Here is a 24,270-nt window from a genome sequence, read left to right as displayed (position 1 = left end):
CCTTCCCGCCCGCTTCGGCTAGGGTGGGCGGGTATGCCACGCGAGGCGTCCGCAGGAGGGGTTGTCATCCGGGAGAGTGCGGGCACCTGGGAGGTGGCCGTCATTCGTCCCCACGGGCGGCCCTTGTGGGCGCTGCCCAAGGGGCACGTCGACCCGGGAGAGAGCCCGGAGCAGACGGCGAGCCGAGAGGTGCACGAGGAGACGGGGCTCACCGCGACGCTCATCGCGCCGCTGGGGGAGATCCGCTACGTCTACCAGTTCCGCGGTCAGCGCATCTTCAAGCGCGTCCACTTCTTCCTCTTCCGCTACCAGGAAGGCGTGCTGGGGCCGCTGCCGGGGCCGCGCGTGGAGGTGGACGAGGTGCGCTGGGTGCCGATGACACAGCTGGTGCCGATGCTCGGCTACAAGGGAGAGAAGGCCGTGGCGTCTCGCGCGGTCCGGTGGATGCGCTCGCAGGGCCTGCTCCCCGAAGCCCCCGTCCCGGCGGTCAGGACACCGGAGAAGGACGGGGGCTGAGGACGGCTGGGAGGCTGACTACGGCTTGGTGCCGGCGGTGTACTTGCCGGAGAGCGCCTCGCGCACGTCGCGGTCGAACTTCACGCGGCCGGTGGCCACCTCGCGCAGGGAGAGCACGGGGGGCTTGTTCTTGGACTGCTCGATGATGGGGCGGGCACCCGCCATGAGCTGGCGCGCGCGCTTGGCGGCGAGCAGCACCAGCGCGAACCGGTTGTCGACGAGGGGGAGGCAGTCTTCGACGGTAACGCGAGCCATGGAACGTCCTTCGGATTTCGTTGGGACTACTGAAAGGGTGGGAACCTAAAGAGCACCTCCCGTCGAGTCAAGGAAGGACGCACCGGCAGGGCCGGCGGGCGGACAGGCGCTCCGTGGCTCAGGTGTACCACCAGGCCCAGAGGATGAGGACGCCCTGGAGGGGAAGCCGCAGCCAGAGCAGCACCAGGGGGATTTTCCGGAACTTCTCCGGATTCATCGTCATGTAGAGGTTGGCGGGGAACACTGCCACGAACAGGGCGATGAGCCCCCACGCCGCCAGCCGCTGCGTCTGCGGCACCACCAGCCCCACGCCCAGCAGCACCTCCGCCACGCCGCTCCAGAACACGAGGGGGCCGTGCCACGGCAGGTACGGCGGCATGATGCGCAGGTAGAAGCGCGGGTTGCGGAAGTGATTCAGGCCCGCGGCCACCATGAGCAGGGCGAGCAGGTACTGCAAGGCGAGCTTCGCGGTTTCCATGCGCGGGAGGACTCCTCCGGCGCCATGCAAGCGCGCGGAGGAACCCGGGTCCAGCTTCGCGTGGGCTACTTCGCGGCGAAGGCGTCACTGACGATGGCCCGCGCCTCCTGGACGAGCGCCTGGAGGTGGGCCTCGTCGCGGAAGCTCTCCGCGTAGATTTTGTAGACGTCCTCGGTGCCGGAGGGGCGGGCGGCGAACCAGCCGTTCTCCGCCACCACCTTCAGCCCGCCGATGTCCGCGTTGTTGCCGGGAGCGCGCGTGAGGCGCTGGAGGATGGGCTCGCCCGCGAGCGTGGTGGCCTTCACCGACTCCGGGGAGAGCTTCTTGAGGGCCGCCTTCTGCGCGGGCGTGGCCGCCTGGTCGATGCGCGTGTAGTGGGGCGCGCCGAACTTCGCCGCCAGGTCGCGGTAGTGTTCGCCGGGGTCCTTGCCGGTGCGCGCGAGGATTTCCACCGCCAGCAGGTCCAGGATGATGCCGTCCTTGTCCGTGGTCCACACGGTGCCGTCGCGGCGGAGGAAGGACGCGCCGGCGCTCTCCTCGCCACCGAAGCCGAGCGAGCCGTCCAACAGTCCGTCCACGAACCACTTGAAGCCCACCGGCACCTCGACGACGCGGCGGCCCAGGTCCTTCGCCACGCGGTCGATGAGGCTGCTGCTCACCAGCGTCTTGCCCACCGCGGTGCCGGGCTTCCAGCCGGGCCGGTTGCGGAAGAGGTAGTTGATGGCCACCGCGAGGTAGTGGTTGGGGTTCATCAGCCCCATGCTGCGGGTGACGATGCCGTGCCGGTCCGAGTCCGCGTCGTTGCCGAAGGCGATGTCGTACTGGTCCTTCAGTCGCACCAGGTTGGCCATGGCGTACGGCGACGAGCAGTCCATGCGGATCTTCCCGTCATGGTCCAGGGGCATGAACCGGAACGTGGGGTCCAGCGTGGGGTTCACCACGTGGAGGTTCAGCCCGTACCGGGTGGCGATGGGCTCCCAGTACGCCAGGTTGGAGCCGCCGAGCGGGTCCGCGCCAATCTTCAGCTTGCCGCCGCGCAGGGCCTCCATGTCGATGACGCTGCCCAGGTCCTCCACGTACGGGGTGATGAAGTCGTACGGCTTCACGGTGGGGGCGGTGCGGGCGCGCTCGTACGGGGTGCGCTGCACACCTGCGTTGCCGCTGGCGAGCAGTTCGTTGGCACGGCGCTCGACGCCCGCGGTGACGTGGGTGTCCGCGGGTCCGCCATTGGGCGGGTTGTACTTGATGCCACCGTCCTCGGGCGGGTTGTGGGACGGGGTGATGACGATGCCGTCCGCGAGCCCGGAGGTGCGGCCCTGGTTGTAGGTGAGGATGGCGTGCGAGATGACGGGCGTGGGCGTGGCGATGTCGCTGAAGCGCACCTGCACGCCGTTGGCGGCGAGCACCTCCAGCGCCGTCTTCTGCGCCGGGTCGGAGAGGGCGTGCGTGTCCATGCCCAGGTACAGCGGCCCGTCGATGCCCTGCGCCTTGCGGTACTCGCAGACGGCCTGGGTGACGGCAACGATATGGGCTTCGTTGAAGCTGCGGCGGGCGGAGGAGCCGCGGTGGCCGGAGGTGCCGAAGGCGACGCGCTGTTCCGGGACGTTCATGTCCGGGCGCTCGGCGTAATACGCGGCGCGAAGCTTCTCGGGGTCGATGAGGAGGTCTTCCGGGGGAGGCTTGCCAGCGAGAGGGTGGGCCATAGGGCCGCCACGATAGACACGCCGCGCCGGAGATGGATCCGCGATGTGAGTGCACCTGTACGTCGGTGCACTCTGTCGTTGCCTTCTTGCGCCGCGTCAGGGGCCCCACACGAGGGGCCAGCCTCTAACGCGCCTCGGCCGCGCCGGTGGTGGGAGGGGCTTCCTCGTCGGGGATGTAGATGGCGCCGGAGCGCGCGGCGAGCGCCGCGGCGGTGAACAGGCCCACCACCACCCCGAAGATGACGATACCCACGAGCGTCACCCAGTCCGTGCCGGACGCCGGGTGGAGCATCGCGTTCAGCGCCGCGCCGAAGTCGAAGCCCGCGGAGGGATTCGTCCGCACCGCCTGCATCGCGGCGAGCAGCGCGGTCGTCACTCCGCCCAGCACGATGCCCACCACGCCCGCGAGCACCGCCGTCGTCGTCAGCGCGCCACGGCTCACCGCCCGGGCGGCCGGACGGACCTGCGCCTCGGCGTCGAAGTTGGGGTCCTTCACGCCCGGCGGCACGAAGCGCGCGAGCAGCATCAGGCCCGGGACGCCCGCCACCATCGTGAGCCAGAAGAACTGCTCCCACCCCATGGCATGCACCGCATAGCCGCTGATGGGGCCGGCCACCACGCGGGGGATGGAGAAGAGGCTGGAGAGCAGCGCGAACTGCGTGGCGGAGAAGCGCTTCTGCGTCAGTCGAATCAGCAGCACGGAGAAGGCGCCGGTGCCCAGGCCCTGTGTCACCTGCTCGAACCCGATGGCCGAATACATCAGCACTTCGTTCGGAGCCCCGGCGCGCGCCACCAGCACGTAGCCCAGGTTGGAGACAATCTGCACCACTCCGAAGATCCACAGCGCCCGGCCCAGGCCCAGCACCGTGGTCCACGCGCCGCCAATGAGCGTCCCGAGGATGGTGCCGAACAGGCCAATGGTGCCCAGTGCCACGCCGCGGTGCATGGCGCTGTAGCCCATGTCCACCAGGAAGGGCCGCAGCAACGAGCTGCCCAGGTTGTCCGCCAGCTTGTAGGCGAAGACGAACGCCAGGATTTCTATCGCCCGGTGCCGGGTGAGGAAGCCCACGAAGGGATACCAGACCGCATCCTTGAGCGACCGGGGCGGGGGAAGGCGCTCCTCCGGCTCCGGGGCGAAGCGGGTGATGACAATCATCGGCAGGTAGAGCGCCGCCAGCCCGATGACCACCCACTTCCACGAAATCCTGCCCGCCAGCGTGATGGCCGCCGAGCCGGCGATGAACATGGCGGCCCGGTAGAGCGCCACCTTCGCTCCCACCGCGATGCCCTGCTCCTCCTTTCGCAGCACCTCCACCGAATAGGCATCGATGGCGATGTCCTGCGTAGCCGCGGAGAACGCCACCGCCATGGCCAGCGCGCCCACCACCCAGGCCGCCTCCGGGTGGTCGCTCACTCCGGCCAGCGCCAGGGTGGTGGCGAAGAGGGCGACCTGCGCCACCGCCATCCAGCCCCGCCGCCGTCCCCAGAAGGGCGGCACGTAGCGGTCCATCAGCGGGGACCAGAGGAACTTGAAGGACCAGGGCGCCTGCGCCAGCGTGACGAGGCCCACGATGCGGATGTCCACGCCGGCGGTGCGCAGCCAGTCGGGAATCGCAATCCACACCAGTCCCAGGGGCAGGCCCGAGGAGAACGAGAGCAGCGTCACCGCGGCCGTCCGCCAGGACGCCATGGCCAGCGCCAGGCTCTTCAGGGTACCCGGACGCTGGGTGCGCTCCTCGGTCTTCCGCCCATCACTCATGGCGCGGCACTATACCAGCCGCGTTTCAGTCACCAGGTTTCGCGTTCACCCTCGCCTGACAGGCTGCCAGCCCGTCGACATGTCCCGGCCGCCCGTCCGCTTCGAGACACCTGGAAGCGGGCGGCCGGGCGCGCTCGCTCCCGGCTACTCGTCCAGCGCGGAGAAGTCCGGGCACGACTTGCGGTCGCCCTCGGTCGGATTGAAGAAGTCCCAGCTCCGGGCAATGAAGGTGACGCGCCCCAGGGCATTCCAGCACTCGGTGTACTTCGCGCCGGTGATGTCCCCGTCCAGCACCTCCAGGACGCCCATCCCCCGGCCGTCCGGCGCCCAGCGGGTGGTCAGCTCCACGTCCTCCAGCCTGCCGCCGAGGACCAGGTCGATGTCCGGAATCAGGAACTTCATCTCCCCCAGCCCGCCCGCCGCCTCGCGGTAGGTGTAGCGGGTGGGCGCCGTCAGCCCGCCCCGAGGGGTGAACGCCAGCTCCACCCGCGTGGGCAGCGCCTTCGTCTGGTACTCGATGTCCAGCCGGTCCAGCAGGAACAGGCCACCCGTCGGGAAGCCCTCCTGCTCCGCGCGCTTCACGTCCAGGTACAGCGCTCCCACGCCCTTGCGGATGCCCGCGTCCGCCTCGAACGAGCCCACCAGGAAGGCCCACCAGTCCCCGTCGCCCTCGCCGGTGCGGCGGTACTCCAGCCGGTAGTCGAAGCGCAGCTCCTGGCGCTCCATCACGAAGCGCACGTCGAAGCCTGGATGCTCCTGGTCCTTGAACGGGCCCCACACCCGGCGGTCCGGCTCGCGCGACGTGGGCGGCGCGTTGCGGATGTGCTCCAGCAGCGACAGCAGTCCGTCCACGGCCGTGTTGAACTCGTGCCCCGACTCGTCCGTGTCCCCGGCGACCTGCGACAGCTCGCCCAGGTTCACCAGCAGCTTGTCCTTGCGCGTCGTCAGCCCACCACCCGAGCGCCCCTCGCTCGCGGCCGGAAGCTCCGCGGCCAGGTCCTCGCGGCGCGGCAGCGCGTTGAGGAACTCCAGGTCGTCGTTGGAGAAGTCGCCGCCGCACGCGGCCGCCGCCAGGCACAGACAGGCCAGAGCCAGGTATCGCATCGCGTGCTCCTTCATGGCTGGTAGGTGAGGAGCGCGCCCAGCTCCCAGTAGCCCAGCGAGCGCTGCTCATCGACGGTGTATTGGAGGTAGTGGGCCCGGGCGCGTCCGGTGACGTGCAGGCGGGGCAACGGCTTCCAGCGCACGCCGGCCACCAGGCCCGGGGAGAACATCGCGAACTTCTGGTCCGGGAACACCTCATCATCGAAGTCGCGCCGCATGACGAGGTACGCCATCCGCGCGCCCACGAAGGGGGCCACGCTGCCCCTGGGCCACTCGGAGGTGAGCGTCGTACCCAGGCTCGTCACCGAGTAGCGGTAGGCCGGCCCGGCCAGCGTGGGCAGCGCCAGCACCGCCTGCTTCCCGCCCGCCGCCACGTCCACGCCCCACACCCAGTCCCGGCGGAAGTAGTCGTGGAGCTGTGCCTCCAAGCCCAGCAGGCCCACGGAGAGGAACAGCGTGTCCCGCGTGGGCCCGTCGAAGAAGGACTGCACTCCACCGGAGAACCCCAGCGTCCACCACGCGCCGCCGTCCCGCGCCGCGCCCTTCACCGGGTCATCCGAGAAGGGCGCGTCTCGCAGCCGCGCCTCCTCCAGCACCACCTGCCGCCCGCGAGCCACCTGCACCTCGCCGATGCGCAGCCGGTCCGGCAGCCGGCGCTTCACCCGGTACGTGCCCGGCGCCAGCGCCACCCGGCGCTCCACGTCCTCCGTCTTGTCCAGCTCCGCCACCACCATGCCGCCCGGGTCCACGAAGTAGTACGTCCCCGGAGGTGCCGCGCCCGGCACCAGCAGGCCCTCGCCGCTGGCCCGCAGGTCCGTCAGCACCAGGTCCCCGTTGCCCGCCAGGTCGTAGCTGAAGGTGGGGTGCTGCGCGCCCGCGGTGCTGGCCGCCGTGTCCGCCACCGTGCGCGCGTACGCATGCGAGTACGCCTCGAACAGCGTCACCCGCCCGTCGCCGCTGCGGTCCGCGTCGCCCAAGAGGCCGCTCGCCAGGTGGTGCGAGAAGTAGCTGCCGCGCAGCGCGTCCGACTCCTGCGAGTCCTCGTCCGCCGCGCTGGAGGTGAGGATGACCAGGCCCCGCGCGTCGCGCGCCGCGCCGGATTCAATCTCGAACGCGGGCGCCTTCCGCGCGCCCTTCGTCCGCGTCAGCGCGCCGGAGCGGCACGAGTCCAGGATGGCGATGCGGATGTCCGCGGGCGCGCTCGCCAGCCGGCGCTTCAGGTCCTCGAAGGGCAGCCTCGAGTCGCCCAGCCGCAGCGAGCCGTCCTTCGCGTGGCCCGAGTAGTAGACCAGCAGCGCGGTGCGCTCGCCCCGGGCCTGGGCCGCGCGGGCGCGAGCCTCCAGGTCCGCCAGCGCCGCGAGGAAGTCCCTCGAGTCCTCGTCCAGCAGCAGCTTCGCGTCGCCGGGGGAAACGCCGCCCAGCCGCACCAGGAGCGAGTGCATCTTCCGCGCGTCGTCCCGCGCGAAGCGCAGGGGGCGCGTGTCGCTACCCCCCTCGTCGTTGCCGGCGACCAGCGCGAAGCGGCGCACCGCGTCCGCGTGCGCGGCCGTGGCCACCAGGGCGAGCGCCACGCTCAGGGCTCGGAAGGAGGCGAGGGGACTCATGGCTTCAGCAGCACCCAGTGCGTCTGTTCACCCGGCACGTCGAGCAGCGGCATGTGCTCCACGTCGCCGTCCGCCGCCTGGAAGGCCCGCCGTGCCGCGTCCATCACCGACTCCACGCTCAGGGGCTCGTCCGACAGCACCAGCACCACGCGCTCGGCGCCGGAGCCCGTCAGCTCCCAGCTCTGCGGCAGCCAGAGCATGTACGGGTCGGGCCGCACCGGCAGGCCCTGGCCTGACTCGGGGTGCAGCGGCGTCACCTCGCCAATGGCATCCACCGACACAGCCGCCACGTACCGGAGCTGCTCGACCCGGAATCCCAGCATCACCCGCTCGCCCCGCGCCAGCGCCTCGGGCGCGTCGATGCGGGCCTCGCGCTGCGGGTCCAGGCCACCGCCGATGCGCAGCTCCGCCACCGCGCCGCCCTTGAGGCGGTTGAGGCGGCCGTGCATCGAGGGGCTCAGCAGCGGCCGGGCCAGGAACACCACCAGCACCGAGGCGGCCATGGCCACCGTCGTCGCCACCCAGCGCCGCGGGGGCACGCGGAAGGACTCGCTCCGCCGCTGCCGCTGCACCGCGCGCTCCACGCCGGCCTCGAAGCGCTCGAAGGGCACCTCCGCCTCGAACAGGGCCTGGTCCTTCTCGATTCCGCGCAGGGTGGCGCCGCACGCCGCGCACGTGGCCGCATGGGCGCGGACACGGGCGGCCTCGGCGGCGGCCAGCTCCCCGGCGCTCAGGCGGCGCAATGTCCACTCCGACTCGTGCGCGCTCATCGGACCCTCAGCTCCTCTCCGCCCAGCTCGGCGAAGCGCTCCAGCCGCTTGCGGATGGTGGGCACCGAGCGTCCCAGCACCGCCGCCACCTCTTCCAGCGTCATCCCATCCACGTGGTAGTGGACCACCGCCGCCTGCGTCTCCAGGTCCACCTTCGACAGCAGCCGGCGCACCAGGTCCCGCGTCTCCATCTCGCCCTGGCCTCCGTGCCCTTCCGGCCGTGCCGCCGCGTCCCGCTCGAACCACTGCCGCCAGCCCGCCCTCTCCGACCGAAGCACGTTGAGGCAGTGGTTGGTGGCGATCTTCATCAACCATGTCAGCGGCGAGGACTCCGCGCGGAAGTCCTCGCCCTGGGTGAGGGCGCGGGCGAAGACGTCGTGCATCGCGTCCTCCGCCCGCGTCGCGTCCTTCAAGAGATAGCGGCAGCGCCCCAGCACGCTGCCGCCGTACTTCGCATACAGCTCGCGCAGCAACGCCCGCCGGTCCTGGTGGGCGCCACCTGGAATCACCCTGAGGACCGGCTGGCTCGTTCCCGTCACGCGGCGCAGACTACCGCGAGCGGCTCACAGCGTGGAGTAGACCGGCGTGCTGAAGTTGCCACACGCGCTCACCGCGCCGTACCCGAGGGCGGGGTTGAAGCTGACCGCGAAGTACGCGCTGAGGAAGTTGCCGTCCCAGCACTCGTTCACCGTGGCCTCTCCGAACAGGTCCCCGCCCGACAGCTTGATGTCAGCGCGGCCGGCGCCCGTGCCCTCCCAGCGGCTCTTGATGGCCAGGTTCTCCCTCGCGCCGCGCGCGGGGTCCAGGTCGATGTTCTTCTTGATGACGAAGTCCAGCTCACCGCCGGCGCCCGGGGCCTGCTTGTAGCGGTAGGTCGCGTCCAGGCGGCCTCCCAGCACTTCCGCATCGCGGATCTGGGTGAACTCCGCCTCCACCGAGGCCACCGCCGCCGCGCCCGTGCGCGAGTAGTGGATCTCCGCCGTGCCCATGTCGTTCTGGTTGGCGCCGGGCAGGGTGCGGCTCATCTCCCAGTCGATGAGGAACTCGCCGGAGCCGAAGCCCTTCATGCGCTCGCCGTCCTCGTCCACCGCCGCCGTGTGCGTACCGGACAGCACCGTCACGAAGGCCGAGTCCTCCGCCGTCTTCGCCTTGCCCTCCAGGTTCCAGGAGTAGCTGTTCTCGTCCGTGCGCGTGACGGTCAGCTTCCACGTGACGGCGCTGAGCGAGTCCGTGTGCGGCCCCCACACCGCCACGTCCCCCTCGATGGAGGAGGGCGGGTGCTTGACGATTTCCTCGATGAGGTTGAGCACCCAGAGCGTGCCGCCGTTGACCGTCACCGCGGCGCCCACGGTGAGCGCGTAGTACTCCGCCGTCTGCCCCTGGCCGTAGAACGCCGTCAGCCCCTGGCCGCCGCTCTTCGGCGTCTTCATCTCCACCATCTCCCGGGAGGGCAGACCCTCGCGGAACGACTCCTCATCGTTCTTCGCGTTGTCACAGCCAACGAACATCAGGGCGGCACACAGCAGGCTCTTGCGCAGCATGGTCCTTCTTCCTTTCCGGCGGCCCGGAGGGCCGTGCGGCAGCGTGTTCGCCCCAATGGACACAGCCCGGCCGGAAAACAGAAAAGGTGCCTGCCTGGAGGGGGAAATGTTCGGAAATTCAAGGGCTTGGAGGCTGCCCGTCCGCTCCCCAGGCATTTTCACCCGGCCTTCGGACGGCGGAAATCCGGCATCCCTACCTTTCGCGCATGGAAAAGCGACACCCCAATCATCCCGGGGAGATGGGCACGGATGCGGCGCTCGCCGAGCGCGACCGCGCTCAGGACGAAATCAACGCCCGCGCCCGGGCCATTGGCCTGCTGGCCGACGCGGGGGTGCCCTTCGTGGTGGGCGGTGCGTACGCGTACGCCACCTATACCGGCATCTACCGGGACACGAAGGACCTGGACCTCTTCCCCCGCAAGCGGGACGCGCTGCGAGCGCTCGAGGTGCTGGAGAAGGACGGCTGGAGGACCGAGCGCGCGGACGAGGTGTGGCTCTACAAGGCCTACAAGGGGGAGTACTTCGTCGACTTCATCTTCTCGTCCGGCAACGGCGTGGCGGTGGTGGACGACGAGTGGTTCCAGCACGCCCGCACGTCCACCATCTTCGGGCACGAGTGTCTCGTGGCGCCCGCCGAGGAGATGATCTGGTCCAAGGCGTTCGTCAACGAGCGCGAGCGGTATGACGGCTCGGACGTCAACCACCTGTTCCTGAAGGCGGGCCCCACCATGGACTGGGACCGGCTGATGCGCCGCTTCGACCGGTACTGGGAGGTGCTGCTCAGCCACGTGATGATGTTCCGCTTCGCCTACCCGTCCGAGCGGGACCTCGTCCCCGACTGGGTGATGGCGGAGCTGATGAGCCGCACGCTGCACTCCATCCGCGAGGGCTGCTGGGAGGACAAGCTGTGCCGCGGCAACCTCATCTCGCGGGTGAACTACCACGTGGACATCCACCACTGGGGCTTCGGCGACGGGCGGGCCTGGGACGAGAACGACAGAAAGCAGGGAGACGAGCGTGGCGCGCGATCCGAGCTCGAAAATTCGGCTGGCGGCAGTCGGTGACCTGCACTGCCGCGAGGACCACCACGGACGCTTCCGCCAGCTCGTCAAACAGGTGAACGCCACCGCGGACCTGCTCGTGCTGTGCGGTGACCTCACCGACCGCGGGATGCTCGACGAGGGCAAGGTGCTCGCGGAGGAGCTGTCCGCCCTGCGGGTGCCGTGCGCGGCGGTGCTGGGCAACCACGACTACGAGCACAACCAGGTCAGGGAGATCTGCGGCGAGCTGGCCAAGGTGGGCGTCCACATCCTCGACGGGGACCACTTCATCTTCGAGAAGGTGCTGGGCGTGGCGGGGGTGAAGGGCTTCGGCGGAGGCTTCGGCAACGCGACGCTCCAGGCGTTCGGCGAGGGACAGACGAAGTCCTTCGTGCAGGAGGCCGTCACCGAGTCGCTCAAGCTGGAGGCCGCGCTGAGCCACCTCGATACGGAGAAGAAGGTGGTCATCATGCACTACGCCCCGGTGCCGGAGACGCTGGACGGGGAGAACATCGAGATTCGCCCCTTCCTCGGGACGAGCCGGCTGTCGATGCCCATCGACCACTATGGCGCGGAGGCCGTGTTCCACGGGCACGCGCACCATGGCACTCGCAACGGGAAGACCAAGAGCGGCATCCCCGTCTACAACGTGGCCCTGCCGCTGCTGGCCCGGCACACCCCGGACCAGCGCTACGTCCTGCTGGAGGTGTGAGGGGGAATCGCGGGGGCGGATGCAATGGGGGGCCATGCCGGTGCGTACCGCCGGTGACAACCCCATTCCCGGCGTGTTCCCCCATGCTGCGCATCTCCGGCGTCACGAAGACCTACCCCAACGGGGTGAGGGCACTCCACTGCATCGACCTGACCATCGAGCGGGGCCTCTTCGGGCTGCTCGGGCCGAACGGAGCGGGCAAGTCCACGCTCATGCGCATCCTCGCCACGCTCCAGGAGCCTGACGCGGGGCAGCTCACCTTCGACGGCGCCGACGTGCTCGCGGACCCGCGCGCCCACCGCCAGCGCCTGGGGTACCTGCCACAGGATTTCGGCGTGTACCCCGGCGTCTCGGCGGTGGAGTTGCTGGACCACCTGGCCGTGCTCAAGGGCCTGACGAACCGGCGCCAGCGCGCGGAGCAGGTGGACGCGCTGCTGCACCAGACGAACCTCCACGCGCACCGCAAGAAGGCCGTGAGCGGCTTCTCGGGAGGAATGCGGCAGCGCTTCGGCATCGCCCAGGCCCTGCTGGGAGACCCACGGATGCTCATCGTCGACGAGCCCACGGCGGGGCTGGACCCGGAGGAGCGCAACCGGTTCCACAACCTCCTCGCGGAGGTGGGGGAGAACGTCGTCGTGCTGCTGTCGACGCACATCGTCGAGGACGTGCGCCACCTGTGCCCGAGGATGGCCATCCTGTCGGAGGGGCGGGTGCTGAGGGAGGGGGCCCCGGAGACGCTGGTCGCGGAGCTGGCCGGGCGAGTGTGGCGGAAGACGGTGGAGAAGCACGAGGTGGCCCGCCACCGCGAGTCCCTGGCCGTGCTCTCCACGCAGCTCTCCGGGAGGAGGACGGTGCTCCGCGTGCTGTCGGAGGGGCCGCCGGGGCCCGGGTTCGACGTCGTGGCGCCGGACCTTGAGGACGTCTACTTCGCAGCCCTCCTCCAGAGGTGACACCATGCTCGGCGAGTTCCTTCGCTTCGAGTGGCGCTACCAGACGCGCCAGGCTTCCTTCTACGTGGCCCTGGCCGTCTGCCTGCTGATGGGCTTCGTGTTCGTGAGCACCGGCTACGGCCCGGACAACATCCATGTCAACTCGCCGTACGTTGTCATGCAGTCGCTGGGGCTGCTGTCGCTGCTCGCCATCTTCATGCTCACCTCCTTCTGCGCCAACGCGGCGTTGCGGGACACCGAGCACCGGATGGAGGAGCTCGTCTTCGCGACGTCCATCCGCAAGCGGACGTACCTGTTCGGGAGGTTCGCGGGGGCGCTGCTCGCGGCGCTCACGGTGTTCTGCGCCGCGGCGGTGGGGTTGATGCTGGCGCCATTGGTGGTGGCGGTGGACCCGGAGCGGCTCGGGAGCGTGGACGTGCTCCGCTACCTCTGGGCGCTCGTGGCGCTGGTGCTTCCCAACCTGGTCTTCGCGGCGTCGTTGCTGTTCGCCATCTCGGTGCTGACGCGCAGCACGCTGGCCAGCTACGTGGGCGGTGTCTTCGTCTATGCGCTGTACTTCGTGGGCTCCCTGCTGGGGGACTCGCCGCTGATGGCGGGCGCCGCGGCACAGACACCCGAGACGATGATGCGCGCCGCGCTGCTGGACCCGTTCGGCCTGTCCGCGTTCTTCGAGCAGACGCGATACTGGACCGAGCAGGAGCGGAACACGCGCCTGCTCGCCCTGGAGGGCCACTTCCTCTGGAACCGCGTCCTGTGGCTGGGCGTCTCGGCCGGGGTGCTGGGGCTCGTCTACCGGCGCTTCTCCTTTCACGTGTCGCCCGGAACGAAGGCGGGCAGGGACGAGTCCGCGGAGCCGGCGCGCGTGGCGTCTTCGTATCGCCCCATGGCGGGACAGGACCACCCGGGTGCCGTGCCCTGGGCCGCGCTGGCGTCAGCGGTGCGGCTGGAGTCGCGCTACGTCTTGAGGAGCGGGGCCTTCCTGTCGTTGCTGGCGCTCTGGGTGTTCATGGTGGGCATGGACGTGGCCGCCGGCGCCACCCGCGTGGAGTACGGCACCCACCTCTGGCCCACGACGGGGCTGCTGCTCTCCGCCTTCCAGCAGTCGCTGTCCATCATCGGCACCATGACGCTCATCTACTTCGGTGCCGAGCTGGTCTGGCGCGAGCGGGCGGTCCGCATCGACTCGGTGCTCGACGCGACGCCGGCCTCCAGCGCCGTGTTCTACCTGTCCAAGCTGGTGGTGCTGTCCCTGGTGACGGTGTTGTTGTCAGCCGTGGCCATGGGCGTCGCGGTGCTGTACCAGCTCACGCGGGGCTACCACCACCTGGAGCCGGGGCTCTACCTGTCGCTCCTGTATTTCACCGGGCTGCCGCTGGTGCTGTTCGCCGTGGCCGTGCTGTTCGTCCAGACGCTGAGTCCGAACCGGTACGTCGGAATGCTCCTGAGCCTGCTCGTGGCCCTGGTCGTCCAGCAGGGCGCGCGGCTCGGGTTGGAGCACGGCCTGCTGCGGTATGCGGGTGGGCCCCCGGTGGTGCACTCGGACATGAATGGCTTCGGGGCCGCGCTCGGGTCCTTCTCCGCTTTCATGGCGTACTGGGGGGCGTTCGCCGCGTTCCTGGTGCTCGTCACCTGGGGACTGTGGCGGCGCGGCGTGAGCCCCTCGCCGAGGGCCCGGCTCGTGGCGTTGCCCCGGCAGTGGGGGAGGCGCGGGCAGGTGGGGGCGGCGGCCTGCCTGGGGGTGTTCTCGGTGACGGGTGGTTTCATCTTCCACGGCACGAACGTGCTGAACACCTACGAGACGCGCGAGCAGCTCGCGGACTGGAAGGCGGACTACGAGAAGACCTACAAGCGGTACGAGACGCTGGCGCAGCCGAGCGTCGTCGCGGTGAAGGCCGACGTCGCCCTCTTTCCCGAGGAGCGGCGCTACCAGGTGTCCGGCACCTACCGGATGGAGAACCGGACGGCGGAGCCCATTGAAACCGTCTGGGTCGCCGTGCGCCGTGACGTGACGCGGGTCGAGCTGAAGCTGCCGGGCGCGGCGCAGCGCTCGCACGATGCGCGCTTCGGGATGTACGAGTTCCGGTTGGAGCAGCCCCTGCCACCCGGAGCACGGGCCGAGCTGACCTTCGACCTCGCGGTGGCGCGGCGTGGCGTCGAGACGCAGGACATCGACTCCTCCATCGCAGGGAATGGCTCGTTCATCACCAACGTGGAGGTGTTCCCGAGCATCGGCTACCGGAAGACCTATGAGCTGCGCGACGCGCGTGAGCGGCGCAAGCGGGGCCTTCCCGAGGTGGAGGACGCGGAGCTGGCCTGGGAGGAGCCGGGCGTTTCCCCGGGGAACGGTCGCGCGCGGGAGTGGATCACCCTCGACACGACGCTCTCCACGTCGGACGACCAGCTCGCCGTGGCGCCGGGGGTCCTGCGGAGGGAGTGGCGGGAGGGCGGCCGGCGTTACTTCCGCTACGTCATGGACCGGCCGATGCTCAACTGGTTCGCCATCGTGTCGGCCCGGTATGCGGTGGAGAAGGTCCGGCACCAGGGCATCGACGTGGAGGTGTATTACCACCCCGGGCACGGGCAGAACGTTGGCCGGATGATGACCGCGGCGACGCGCTCGCTGGACGTCTTCGGCGAGGCGTTCGGTCCATACCCGCACGAGCAACTGCGCATCGTGGAGATTCCCTCCACCTGGGGCTTCGGCGCGCTGGCGCTGTCGAACACCATCTACTACCCGGAGCATCGCGGCTTCCTGGCGGACACGCGCAACCCGGAGGACGTGGACCTCGTCACCCGGCGTATCGCGCACGAGGTGGCGCACCAGTGGTGGGGCCACCAGGTGGACCCGGCGGACGGACCGGGTGCCACGACACTGAACGAGTCGCTGGCGAAGTACTCCGAGCAGCTCGTCCTGAAGTCCCTGCATGGGGAGGCGCACGTCCGGAAGGTGCTGTCCTACGACCTGGAGCGCTATCTGACGGGCAGGGCCTCGGAGTCCGAGGTGGAGCCGCCGCTCTCCGCGGCGAGGGACCAGTCGTACCTGTACTACGGGAAGGGCGCCTTGGTGATGAACGCCCTGCGAGACCTCCTGGGCGAGGCGGCGATGAGCCGGGCGCTGCGCCGGCTCGTGCGGGAGCGCGCATATCCCAGCGCGCCACCCACGACGCGCGACCTGCTGGCCGCGCTGCACGCCGAGGACTCCGAGGCGCACCGTGGGCTCATCGACCAGTGGCTGAAGGAGGTCGTGCTCTACGACTTGAAGGTGGAGTCGGCGTCGTATGAGCCGCTGCCCGATGGCCGCTACCGTGTGACGGCCCGGATTGCCGCCGCGAAGACGGCCCGGCGCGGTGGCGAGGACGTCGCGCTGGACCTCGACGAGGAGCTGGACGTCGCCGTGTTCACCGGGCGCACGGAGGGCGAACCCGCGCTGTACTCGGCGAAGCACCGCTTCACGGGCGCGCCGGCCGAGGTGTCCGTCATCGTGAACGCGCGGCCCGCCTACGTCGGCGTGGACCCGTACCTTCGCCGCATCGAGCTGGAGCGGACGGACAATCTCTGGAAGCTGGAGGCGAGGTGACAGGGGCTTGCTTCGGGGGCTGCCCTGGTGATTCATGATGCGCTGTGTCAGGGTCTGGCCACGAGGCCCCCTTGCCCCCACTTGAAGTGATGGATGTCCCGGCCTCCGTGCCGGAAAGCGCGGCGGTTCCTCTGGTGAGTTCCCCGGCCGACGCCGGCCCACCGCCGCGTGCGGGCGGCGGCCGGCTGGAGTTCGCCATCGGCGTCCTCAACGGCGTGGTGGGTGACTACCTCCACCGCCGGGACAACGGGCTGGCCACGCCCATGGAGCTCTTCCTCGACGGGCGCCCGCTCCGGCTCGACCGCGAGTCGCTCAAGCGGGCGTATCCCCACTCTCGGGGACGGCTGGCGCTCTGGGTCCACGGGCTGGCCGTCACCGAGGCCGTCTGGTCCTTCCCTGGCGAGCCGACGGTGACCTATGGCTCGCTGCTGGAGCGCGACCACGGCTTCACGCCGCTCTACCTCCGCTACAACACGGGGCTGCACATCTCCGGCAACGGTGAGTCCCTGGCGCGGCTGCTGGAGGAACTCGTCGCCGCGTTTCCGGTGCCCGTCGAGGAGCTCGTCCTGGTGGGCTACAGCATGGGCGGGCTCGTGGTGCGCAGCGCGTGCCATGTGGCCGCGGAGGCGGGCCACGCGTGGCTGTCCCGCGTACGCCGCGCCGTCTACATCGGCGTGCCGCACATGGGCAGCCCGCTGGAGCGGATGGGCCGTGCCGTCTCGAGGGTGCTGCGCGGCATTCCCAATGCGTACACGCAGCTCATCGCGGACGTGGCGGACCTGCGCAGCAGTGGCGTGAAGGACCTGGGCGTGCCCCTCCAGAGTCGCGGTCATCCCATCCCACTGCGCCCCGGCATCTCGCACCACCTGCTCGTGGGCACGCTGGCCGCCGAGGAGCGGCACCTGCTCTCCGTGCTGTTCGGGGACGGAGTGGTCCCCATGGCGAGCGCCGCGGGCAGGGCAGGGGGCGCGGGCCACGGCCTCCTCGTCCCGCCAGGGAATGTGCAGGTGGTCACCGGCACCCACCATGTCGCGCTGGCGCACGATGCCCAGGTCTACGCCCGGCTCCGGGCCTGGTTCGAGGAGGCGTCTCCATGAAGATGAAGCGCTGGCGCGGGCTGAAGGCCCTGGTGCAGGACGTGGTGGACCATGGCGCGACGGCCGTCGAGGGAGTCCACAGGCGCACCGCGGCGGTGCCCTTCCGGCTGCTGCGGAAGATACGGCCGCTGGACGCTCCCGTGCGCCGCATCCACGCGCTCCATGACCTGGCCCTGTCGAGCTCCTACGCGATGGTCCGGCTGGCGAACCGCGTGGTCGGCAAGACGGTGGACGTCGCGCTCGACGTGCTGGAGAAGCGGTCGGGCGACGCACGCATCCGCGACGTGCCACCTCCCGCCTCGTTACCGCCCTCCACGCACTGAGCGCCGCGCCGCCTCTCCCAGTCCAGCCCCACCTGAGGGCCTGGTGCTGGCGGGAGCCGGTCGCCGGTCCGGGCAAGGTGTCCCTGGCGCCGGCCCCTCGTCGAGTGTGCGGAAATGGCCTTCCGTCCCGGGCCCGGCGTAAATACCTCGTGCACGGAGCCCGTGGGTCGGAAGATGCCGGAGTCTCGGGACCCTACGGCCGAGGACACCTACTCCCTATGTTGCGTGTGAAGACGTACATCGCGCAGTCCGGCATCCATGGCATCGGCTTGTTCGCGGGTCAGCCCATTTCGAAGGGCACGGTGGTCTGGGGTTTCGACCCGCCAGTGGACCAGCGCTTCACCCCGGAAGAGGTGTCGCGGATGCCGGAGATGATGAAGACGTTCCTGTCCCGCTACGCCTACAGCGACCGGGGCACGCTGGTGCTGTGTGGGGACCACGCGCGCTTCATGAACCACTCGCCCAAGCCGAACTGTGGCAACGACCCGACGCGGCAGTACACGCTCGCGCTCCGGGACATCGCGGAGGGCGAGGAGCTCACCGACGACTACGTCACCATGGAAGACAGCTGGGAGCCGTTCGCGGGCATCATCGAGCCCGAGCGGATGTGAGCCCGGGCCCGCGGCGGGGAACACCCCCGTGGGCATCCGGAAGCTCAGGGCGTGGGCGCCGCGGTGGCCGGGCTTCCCGCGTCCGCCGCCGGAGCCGGCGGAAGCTCCAGCACGTCCTCGGGCTTCGTGGGCAGCTCCCCCCACGTGGCGGACACCTCCAGCACGTCCGGACTGGAGCCGCGCGCGTACACCGTGCCGGGTTTGTCCTTCACCTCGTCGCCCAGCCACAGCCGCGCCAGCTCCTTCCCGTCCGCGCCGTACAGCGCCGCGCCCCTCGACGCGTCGGAGAGGCCGTACTTCGTCCAGCTCTTCGGCGCCGCCGCGGCGAAGCCTGACGCCTTGAAGGCCTCCAGCGAGCCCAGCAGCGCCGCCACCTTGAAGTGCTGCGCCTTGCCTCGCTTCGGAGCCTCCACCTCCCACGTCACCGCGCCGCCGTCCGCTCCGGAGACACCCACCACGGTGATGGGCTCCGCGCCGCCGCCGGGGTGGAACACCATGCGCCGCACGTCCTCGCGGCGGAAGGCCAGCACCCGCTTGTCCTTCAGCTCCGGCACGCCCACGTCCAGCACGGCCAGCGCGTGCTCGGGCACCTCGCCCAGCAGCGCCTTCGCGCCCTGCTCGCGCAGCGCGTACGCCTTCGTGACACCGTCCTCCGTCACCTGGGACAGGCGCACGCGCACCGGCTCGCCCGTGGCCGGGATGAAGCGCGCGTCCACCACCGGCGCCTCCAGGCCCAGCTTCTTCCGCGACTCCGGCGAGTCCTCCGGGAAGGACATGGCCCGCTGCTCCTTCAGCGCCGACAGCAGGTCCGCCACCTTCACCGCGTCCGCGCGCTCCTTCACCGGCTTCTCCAGCCGCCAGCCGGTGCCGCCCGTGTCCCGCACCAGCAGGTACGCATTCGCCTTCGCCCGCACCTCGATGCTCGTCAGCGAGGGCTCCTCCAGCGGCCCGAGGAAGTCCTTGGAGCGCAGCGCGAAGGCGTCCTTGTCCAGAGACCAGCGCACCGAGCCCGGCGCGGCATACACCTTCGGGTCTCCCTCGCGGCGCACGTACACGGAGCCGTCGAAGGGGTTCTCGATGCCGCCGTACAGCGTCACCGTGCGCTGGCGCGCCGGGTCCTCCGCGCCGCCGCCATTCGCGTCCGGCACGTAGGCCTGGGCCACCACGGTGAAGGCCGGCGTCTTCAGGCCGTACTTCTCCAGGTCCGCGTCGGTGGGCGACTCCTCCACGGTGGCGGTGAACTTCGATGACGCCAGGGTGCTGGTGATGGACTCCACCGCGGACTGCTCCGCGCCGGTGGACACCGGGGCGGTGACCTTCCAGGTGCCGTCCTTCTCGCGCGTCAGCTCCGTGGTGCCGCCGTGGGCCTTCACCGTCAGCCGCGTGAAGACGGGGGCGGGTGGAGCCCCACCGTCCGTGCCCTGCTCGCCAGCCTCGTGCGCGGCGAACAGCTTCTCGGACACTTCCTTGCGCTCGGCCTCGCGCTCCTCGGGCTCCTTCACGCCGAACCACGCGTAGAGGCCCAGGCCCGCGGCGACGGCGGTGAGGGCGAGCAGCGTCACCAGGTTCTTCTGTGTCTGCTTCACTTGTTGCGCCTCGAGAGCCAGATGGCCAGCCCCATGCCCAGCAGGGACAGGGGCAGCAGGTCCGTGGAGACGAAGCGGATGCCGTCCATCGAGGCCTCGTCCAGCTCCAGCGTGGACACCTCGCGGTCCGGCGGGCGGATGGTGATTTTCCGCACCTGGTTGGACGCCCAGCCCAGCGAGTTCATCACCAGGTTCCGGTTGGGCTCGTGCCCCCAGTTCGGGTCCAGGAGGATTTCCGAGTCACCCACCACCACCAGCCGCGCCTGGTCGAAGCGCTTGTCCCGCGCGTCCGCCGTGTCGCGCGTGGCGGCCACCACCAGCGTGAGCTGGCCCGTCTTCTCGCCGTCCGAGGGCATGGCGTTCTCCTCGGGCTTCGTCTCCACCCAGCCGTACTGCGAGGTGAGCACCACCGGCTCCACCTTCACGCCCGGCGCCAGCCCGCCCCGCAGCGTGGTCAGGCTGCGCGGGGTGGGGAACTCGATGTTCAGCCCGCGCTGCCGCAGCGGCTTGCCAATCTCGTGCTCGCTGTAGAAGAGCGACAGGATGACGTAGGGGTTGCCGCTGTTGAACTGCGCGTCCGCCGCGATGCCGTCGTCCACCTGCACGCCGTACTCGGCCAGCAGCGCGTCCAGGCCGTCCTCCAGCCCCGCGTCCGCGAAGTAGAGCATCCGCCCACCCGCGGCCAGGTACTTCTGGAGCACCTCCACCTCCGGCTTCGTGAAGGGCGCGCGCGCTCCCGCGATGATGACCAGCGACGCGTCCTTCGGCACCTCCGTCTTCCCCACGAGGTTCAGCGTCTCCGGGCCGTAGCCCTCCTGCCGGAGCTGCTGCGTCAGCTCGGACAGGCTGGCCCCCGGGTCCGTGGGCGACGCCTGGGTCTTCTCCAGCGGCCACTCGCCATGGCCGGTGACGAAGTAGACCTTCTGCGTCCCCACCGCGCCGAGCTTGATGAGGGCGTTGGTCAGCTCCTGCTCGGACAGGGTGTTGAGCGTGGTGTGCGACTCGTTGGCGCCCTCGCCGCGCACCAGCACCACCGTCGTCTGGCCCTCCTTGAGCTGGTACTTCGCGGCCAGGTCCGGGCTGCGGCGCGGGTCCTTGAAGGAGTACTCGAACTTCTCCGGCGCCTCCGCGTGGTAGCGCTGGAACAGCTCCTCCAGGAGCCCGTAGTAGGGGTGCGTGGGCGGGATGAAGCCGATGGCGCGCACCTTGTCCGGCAGCATGGCCAGCGTGGACGTCGTCTGCGGCGCCAGCGTGTAGATCTTCTCCTTCGTCAGGTCCCAGCGCTTGTTCTTCTTGAAGGCGATGTAGTTCACCGCCACCAGGCCGCCCAGCACCACCAGCACGGTGAGCACCGTGGTGGCGAAGAAGAAGCTCGACTTGCGCGACGCGAACTGGCCGAACTGCTTGAAGTGGGTGGCGAAGTACGCGCCCAGCAGCAGCAGGCCGGCGCCCGCCTTCACGGCGCCGGCCATGAGGCTGCCCGAGGTGACGAACAGGGTGAAGGGGCTCGACAGCAGGAGCAGCAGCCCGAAGGCCCCCAGCACCTTACCGAGGTTGGTCGCTTTCATGGCGGTTCAGGCCCAGCGCTGCGCTTCCACCGTGCGGTGGGTGAGCAGCAGAGAGAAGACGATGACCGAGGCGAAGAACACCAACGACTGCACGTCCATCACGCCCTTGAGCATGTTCTGCAGCTGCGAGTCGAAGGACAGGTACGACAGCACCGAGCGCAGGGGCTCCTCCACCGACTGCGCCACGCCGGTCAGCAGCATCCACGGCAGCAGCACGGAGAAGGTGAGGAACGCCGCCAGCATCTGGCTCTCCGTCAGCGCGGAGATGAACAGGCCCACCGCCATGCAGGTGGCGCCCCACACCAGCAGCCCGCCGTAGCCCAGCAGCACCGTGGACCACTCCAGCGCGGTGCCGGACTCGGCGCGGCCGAACGCGGCCAGCAGCAGCGGGAAGACGATGGTGAGCCCCAGCGTGGCGGAGATGACGCCCAGGCCTCCCAGGTACTTGCCCAGCACGATTTCGATGGGCCGAACCGGCGCCGTCATCAGCAGTTCGAAGGTCTTGTTGCGCTTCTCCTCCGCGAACAGCCGCATGGAGAGGAAGGGCGCCACGAAGAGGGTGATGATGAGGATGGTGCCCCACAACTGCACCACCACCCCGTCCGTGAGGTTGCGGTACACGCCGAAGTCCGGCGGCATCTGCTCCCAGCCCATGAGGCGGGCCATGTCCTGCACCTGCTTGAACTTCTGCAGCAGGTCCACGAAGAAGAAGGACGACAGCGCCACCATCGCCGTGAAGACCGCGTAGGCCCACGGGGTGGTGAAGTAGATGGACAGCTCCTTGCGGGCAATCGCCAGGGCGGTGCGCATGGACGGTTCCTCGGGCCGCTCAGGCGGCGGTCAGCTTGATGAAGATCTCTTCCAGCGACACGGTCTCCGCCTGGCCGTGCAGGCTGGCCAGCTTGCGGATCTCGTCGTAGGCGACGATCTTCCCCTGGTTGATGATGAGCACCTTCTCGCACGTCATCGTCACCTCCGGGAGGATGTGCGTGGAGAGGATGACGGTGTGCTTGCCCGCCAGGCTCTTGATGAGGGCGCGGACCTCGGCGCGCTGCGTGGGGTCCAGTCCCTCCGTGGGCTCGTCGAGGATGAGCACCGGAGGCGAGCCGAGCAGCGCCTGGGCGATGCCGACGCGCTGCTTGTAGCCCTTGGAGAGGTTCTGGATGACGCGGTCCAACACGTGCGTCACGCCGGTGAGGCCGGCCACCCGCTCCACCTCGGCCTTGAGGCCGCGGCCCGGCAGCCCCTTCAGCGAGGCGACGAACTTGAGGTACCCCCGCACCGTCATCTCCGGGTAGAGCGGGGGTGTCTCCGGGAGGTAGCCGATGCGCCGCTTCACCTCCAGCGGCTGCTCGAAGACGTCGAAGCCCCCCACCCGGGCCGTGCCCGACGACGGCGGCAGGAACCCGGTGAGGATCTTCATGGTGGTGGACTTGCCCGCGCCGTTGGGCCCGAGGAAGCCGAGAATCTCACCCTCTTCGACACTGAAGGTGAGGTCCTCCACGGCCACCCGGTCCCGGTAGCGCTTGGTGAGGTGCTGCACCTCGATCATCGGCATGGGAAGGCTCCCGTGAAGAAGCGATCAACCAAGGGCCGCTGGCCGCTGAGCGTGATCGCCTGACGGCCTCGGAAAAGGCGAGCGAATATAGAAGCCGACTTCGGGCTGTCAAGGCGCCCCCCAGGTGGGCAAGCGGCTCTTTCCAGGTTGGCCGGAGTCCTGCATGAACGGCTCCCCGTGCGGCTTTTCGGACACGCCGAACAGGGGTAGTGGGGCGTTCATGCCAATCGTGGTCCAGAAGTACGGCGGCTCCTCGGTCGCCGACGTGGAGAAGATCCGCCGGGTGGCCGGGCGCGTGAAGGACAAGCGCGACGCGGGCTACCAGGTGGTGGTGGTGGTGAGCGCCATGGGCGACACCACGGACGAGCTGCTGTCGCTGGCCAAGAGCGTGTCGGCGGACCCGCCCCGGCGCGAGCTGGACATGCTGCTGACGTGTGGGGAGCGCATCTCCATGGCCCTGCTGTCCATGGCGCTCCAGGAGATGGGGGTGCCGGCCATCAGCTTCACCGGCAGTCAGAGCGGCATCATCACCAACGACGCCCACGCGCAGGCCCGCATCGTGGAGGTGCGGCCCTACCGCATCCACGACGAGCTGGCCCGGGGGAAGGTGGTCATCGTCGCGGGCTACCAGGGAGTCTCCTACAAGAAGGAGGTCACCACGCTGGGCCGCGGCGGCTCGGACACCACGGCGGTGGCGCTGGCGGCGGCGCTGGACGCGGAGGCCTGTGAAATCTACTCCGACGTGGACGGCGTCTTCAGCGCGGACCCGAGGGTGGTGCCGGACGCGCGCAAGCTGGAGTCGCTCAGCTACGACGAGATGCAGGAGCTGGCGAGCGCGGGCGCCAAGGTGCTCAACGCCCAGGCGGTGGAGTGGGCCAAGGCGCGGGGCATCGCCATCCTCGCCCGCACGGCGCACGGGCAGGGGAGCGGCACGGTGGTGCAGGAGCTGTCCGGCCCCGCGGACCACCGGGTGAAGGGCGTCACGGCCGAGCCGGAGATGGCGGTGCTGTCCGCCGGCGAGCAGGTGCGGTTGGCGGAGCTGCTGGAGTTCCTGGATGCGCGCGGGGTGCGAGGCCGGACGCTGGGCTTCGACGGGCCGGCGGGTGGCGCGAAGCACACCGCCATCGCCGTGCCGCTGGCGGACATCCACGGGCCGGAGGCGCTGCGCAGGGACCTGGCCACGCGCTTCGGCGACACGGTGACGTGGCGGGAGGACCTGGGCACCGTCACCTGCGTGGGCGTGGGGCTGAACGCGGACTGGGCGCCGCTGCGGCGCGCGCTGGCGGCGGCGGAGGAACTGGGGGCGCGGGTGCACGCCGTCCACACCTCGCCGCTGCAGCTCACGCTGCTGGTGGACAAGGCCCACCTCAAGCCGCTGACCGCGAGGGTGCACCGGGAGTTGCTCGGGGGGTAGGCGGCTTCCCACGCTGGAGACTCGCCGGGGTGGAGTGTTGAACCGCGCCCGCCCGGGTTGGCACGGCGCTTCCCTCACCGGGGTTCGTGCCTACCCTCCGCGCC

22 protein-coding genes are annotated in these 24,270 nt (G+C 70.0%); 9 read left to right on the top strand and 13 right to left on the bottom strand.

The window, feature by feature from the left end:
• Positions 1-33 precede the first annotated feature (33 nt).
• Positions 34-516: an NUDIX hydrolase gene (locus K8638_RS39745; RefSeq protein ID WP_223759967.1), complete on the top strand. Its 483-nt coding sequence runs from the start codon at positions 34-36 to the stop codon at positions 514-516.
• 18 nt (positions 517-534) lie between these two features.
• Here K8638_RS39745 and rpoZ read toward each other — a convergent pair whose 3' ends face one another.
• From rpoZ to K8638_RS39700, 9 genes are all read right to left on the bottom strand, one after another.
• Positions 535-771: a DNA-directed RNA polymerase subunit omega gene (gene rpoZ, locus K8638_RS39740; protein ID WP_223759966.1), complete on the bottom strand. Its 237-nt coding sequence runs from the start codon at positions 769-771 to the stop codon at positions 535-537.
• Between the two features lie 118 nt (positions 772-889).
• Positions 890-1,249: a MauE/DoxX family redox-associated membrane protein gene (locus K8638_RS39735; protein WP_223759965.1), complete on the bottom strand. Its 360-nt coding sequence runs from the start codon at positions 1,247-1,249 to the stop codon at positions 890-892.
• 65 nt (positions 1,250-1,314) lie between these two features.
• Positions 1,315-2,952 carry a phosphoglucomutase (alpha-D-glucose-1,6-bisphosphate-dependent) gene (gene pgm, locus K8638_RS39730; RefSeq protein WP_223759964.1) on the bottom strand — a complete coding sequence of 546 codons (1,638 nt, stop codon included), beginning with the start codon at positions 2,950-2,952 and terminating at the stop codon, positions 1,315-1,317.
• Between the two features lie 124 nt (positions 2,953-3,076).
• Positions 3,077-4,711: an MFS transporter gene (locus tag K8638_RS39725; RefSeq protein WP_223759963.1), complete on the bottom strand. Its 1,635-nt coding sequence runs from the start codon at positions 4,709-4,711 to the stop codon at positions 3,077-3,079.
• 144 nt (positions 4,712-4,855) lie between these two features.
• Positions 4,856-5,815 carry a hypothetical protein gene (locus K8638_RS39720; protein ID WP_223759962.1) on the bottom strand — a complete coding sequence of 320 codons (960 nt, stop codon included), beginning with the start codon at positions 5,813-5,815 and terminating at the stop codon, positions 4,856-4,858.
• Positions 5,816-5,826: 11 nt separating this feature from the next.
• Complete coding sequence (locus K8638_RS39715) at positions 5,827-7,419, bottom strand: caspase family protein (protein WP_223759961.1); 1,593 nt, start codon at positions 7,417-7,419, stop codon at positions 5,827-5,829.
• Entirely contained in the window at positions 7,416-8,189 is a 774-nt protein-coding gene (locus tag K8638_RS39710) for a zf-HC2 domain-containing protein (RefSeq protein WP_223759960.1), read from the bottom strand. The genes K8638_RS39715 and K8638_RS39710 overlap by 4 nt, the downstream gene beginning before the upstream one ends.
• A complete protein-coding gene (locus K8638_RS39705) occupies positions 8,186-8,728 on the bottom strand; it encodes a sigma-70 family RNA polymerase sigma factor (protein ID WP_223759959.1) in 543 nt (180 codons plus the stop codon). The genes K8638_RS39710 and K8638_RS39705 overlap by 4 nt, the downstream gene beginning before the upstream one ends.
• Before the next feature lie 24 nt (positions 8,729-8,752).
• Complete coding sequence (locus tag K8638_RS39700; RefSeq protein ID WP_223759958.1) at positions 8,753-9,730, bottom strand: hypothetical protein; 978 nt, start codon at positions 9,728-9,730, stop codon at positions 8,753-8,755.
• Positions 9,731-9,936: 206 nt separating this feature from the next.
• On the opposite strand from K8638_RS39700, the gene K8638_RS39695 reads away from it, so the two are divergent.
• The 7 genes from K8638_RS39695 to K8638_RS39665 all read left to right on the top strand — a co-directional run bounded on the left by K8638_RS39695 (position 9,937) and on the right by K8638_RS39665 (position 18,040).
• Positions 9,937-10,794: a nucleotidyltransferase gene (locus K8638_RS39695; RefSeq protein ID WP_370644231.1), complete on the top strand. Its 858-nt coding sequence runs from the start codon at positions 9,937-9,939 to the stop codon at positions 10,792-10,794.
• A complete protein-coding gene (locus K8638_RS39690) occupies positions 10,778-11,482 on the top strand; it encodes a metallophosphoesterase (protein ID WP_223759991.1) in 705 nt (234 codons plus the stop codon). Before K8638_RS39695 ends, K8638_RS39690 begins: the two co-directional genes overlap by 17 nt.
• Positions 11,483-11,565: 83 nt before the next feature.
• Positions 11,566-12,432, top strand: coding sequence for an ABC transporter ATP-binding protein (locus tag K8638_RS39685; protein ID WP_223759957.1), 867 nt, complete (start codon positions 11,566-11,568; stop codon positions 12,430-12,432).
• 4 nt (positions 12,433-12,436) lie between these two features.
• On the top strand, positions 12,437-16,009 hold the full coding sequence (locus K8638_RS39680) for a M1 family aminopeptidase (protein WP_223759956.1): 3,573 nt from the start codon (positions 12,437-12,439) through the stop codon (positions 16,007-16,009).
• 134 nt (positions 16,010-16,143) lie between these two features.
• Positions 16,144-17,106 (top strand): GPI inositol-deacylase, encoded by a 963-nt coding sequence (locus K8638_RS39675; RefSeq protein WP_223759955.1) that lies wholly within the window; start codon positions 16,144-16,146, stop codon positions 17,104-17,106.
• Entirely contained in the window at positions 17,103-17,429 is a 327-nt protein-coding gene (locus K8638_RS39670; protein ID WP_223759954.1) for a hypothetical protein, read from the top strand. Before K8638_RS39675 ends, K8638_RS39670 begins: the two co-directional genes overlap by 4 nt.
• A gap of 218 nt (positions 17,430-17,647) precedes the next feature.
• Positions 17,648-18,040: an SET domain-containing protein gene (locus K8638_RS39665; protein ID WP_223759953.1), complete on the top strand. Its 393-nt coding sequence runs from the start codon at positions 17,648-17,650 to the stop codon at positions 18,038-18,040.
• A gap of 44 nt (positions 18,041-18,084) precedes the next feature.
• Here K8638_RS39665 and K8638_RS39660 read toward each other — a convergent pair whose 3' ends face one another.
• From K8638_RS39660 to K8638_RS39645, 4 genes are read right to left on the bottom strand one after another with little or no spacing between them, the layout of a single operon-like run.
• The gene (locus K8638_RS39660) at positions 18,085-19,626 is read right to left on the bottom strand and encodes a DUF4340 domain-containing protein (RefSeq protein ID WP_223759952.1); all 1,542 of its coding nucleotides are present in this window, start codon (positions 19,624-19,626) and stop codon (positions 18,085-18,087) included.
• Positions 19,623-21,194: a GldG family protein gene (locus K8638_RS39655; RefSeq protein WP_223759951.1), complete on the bottom strand. Its 1,572-nt coding sequence runs from the start codon at positions 21,192-21,194 to the stop codon at positions 19,623-19,625. Before K8638_RS39655 ends, K8638_RS39660 begins: the two co-directional genes overlap by 4 nt.
• A 6-nt stretch (positions 21,195-21,200) precedes the next feature.
• Positions 21,201-22,004 carry an ABC transporter permease gene (locus K8638_RS39650; protein WP_223759950.1) on the bottom strand — a complete coding sequence of 268 codons (804 nt, stop codon included), beginning with the start codon at positions 22,002-22,004 and terminating at the stop codon, positions 21,201-21,203.
• 19 nt (positions 22,005-22,023) lie between these two features.
• Positions 22,024-22,746, bottom strand: a complete 723-nt coding sequence (locus tag K8638_RS39645; protein ID WP_223759990.1) for an ABC transporter ATP-binding protein — start codon at positions 22,744-22,746, stop codon at positions 22,024-22,026.
• A gap of 226 nt (positions 22,747-22,972) precedes the next feature.
• On the opposite strand from K8638_RS39645, the gene K8638_RS39640 reads away from it, so the two are divergent.
• Complete coding sequence (locus K8638_RS39640; protein WP_223759949.1) at positions 22,973-24,166, top strand: aspartate kinase; 1,194 nt, start codon at positions 22,973-22,975, stop codon at positions 24,164-24,166.
• The last annotated feature ends 104 nt before the right edge of the window (positions 24,167-24,270 follow it).

Source organism: Myxococcus sp. RHSTA-1-4, from assembly GCF_020037125.1.
Taxonomy (GTDB): Bacteria; Myxococcota; Myxococcia; order Myxococcales; family Myxococcaceae; genus Myxococcus.
The sequence above is the reverse complement of the archived record's forward strand: the minus strand, read 5'-3'. Positions and strand labels throughout refer to the sequence as shown.

What these genes read in the sequence shown, in the direction of transcription:
- K8638_RS39650 (WP_223759950.1), bottom strand. Translation starts at nt 22,004, where the DNA reads ATGCGCACCGCCCTGGCGATTGCCCGCAAGGAGCTGTCCATCTACTTC.
- K8638_RS39670 (WP_223759954.1), top strand. Translation starts at nt 17,103, where the DNA reads ATGAAGATGAAGCGCTGGCGCGGGCTGAAGGCCCTGGTGCAGGACGTG.
- K8638_RS39655 (WP_223759951.1), bottom strand. Translation starts at nt 21,194, where the DNA reads ATGAAAGCGACCAACCTCGGTAAGGTGCTGGGGGCCTTCGGGCTGCTG.
- K8638_RS39665 (WP_223759953.1), top strand. Translation starts at nt 17,648, where the DNA reads ATGTTGCGTGTGAAGACGTACATCGCGCAGTCCGGCATCCATGGCATC.
- K8638_RS39695 (WP_370644231.1), top strand. Translation starts at nt 9,937, where the DNA reads ATGGAAAAGCGACACCCCAATCATCCCGGGGAGATGGGCACGGATGCG.
- K8638_RS39685 (WP_223759957.1), top strand. Translation starts at nt 11,566, where the DNA reads ATGCTGCGCATCTCCGGCGTCACGAAGACCTACCCCAACGGGGTGAGG.
- K8638_RS39680 (WP_223759956.1), top strand. Translation starts at nt 12,437, where the DNA reads ATGCTCGGCGAGTTCCTTCGCTTCGAGTGGCGCTACCAGACGCGCCAG.
- rpoZ (WP_223759966.1), bottom strand. Translation starts at nt 771, where the DNA reads ATGGCTCGCGTTACCGTCGAAGACTGCCTCCCCCTCGTCGACAACCGG.
- K8638_RS39745 (WP_223759967.1), top strand. Translation starts at nt 34, where the DNA reads ATGCCACGCGAGGCGTCCGCAGGAGGGGTTGTCATCCGGGAGAGTGCG.
- K8638_RS39735 (WP_223759965.1), bottom strand. Translation starts at nt 1,249, where the DNA reads ATGGAAACCGCGAAGCTCGCCTTGCAGTACCTGCTCGCCCTGCTCATG.
- K8638_RS39715 (WP_223759961.1), bottom strand. Translation starts at nt 7,419, where the DNA reads ATGAGTCCCCTCGCCTCCTTCCGAGCCCTGAGCGTGGCGCTCGCCCTG.
- K8638_RS39725 (WP_223759963.1), bottom strand. Translation starts at nt 4,711, where the DNA reads ATGAGTGATGGGCGGAAGACCGAGGAGCGCACCCAGCGTCCGGGTACC.
- pgm (WP_223759964.1), bottom strand. Translation starts at nt 2,952, where the DNA reads ATGGCCCACCCTCTCGCTGGCAAGCCTCCCCCGGAAGACCTCCTCATC.
- K8638_RS39645 (WP_223759990.1), bottom strand. Translation starts at nt 22,746, where the DNA reads ATGATCGAGGTGCAGCACCTCACCAAGCGCTACCGGGACCGGGTGGCC.
- K8638_RS39710 (WP_223759960.1), bottom strand. Translation starts at nt 8,189, where the DNA reads ATGAGCGCGCACGAGTCGGAGTGGACATTGCGCCGCCTGAGCGCCGGG.
- K8638_RS39640 (WP_223759949.1), top strand. Translation starts at nt 22,973, where the DNA reads ATGCCAATCGTGGTCCAGAAGTACGGCGGCTCCTCGGTCGCCGACGTG.
- K8638_RS39720 (WP_223759962.1), bottom strand. Translation starts at nt 5,815, where the DNA reads ATGCGATACCTGGCTCTGGCCTGTCTGTGCCTGGCGGCGGCCGCGTGC.
- K8638_RS39700 (WP_223759958.1), bottom strand. Translation starts at nt 9,730, where the DNA reads ATGCTGCGCAAGAGCCTGCTGTGTGCCGCCCTGATGTTCGTTGGCTGT.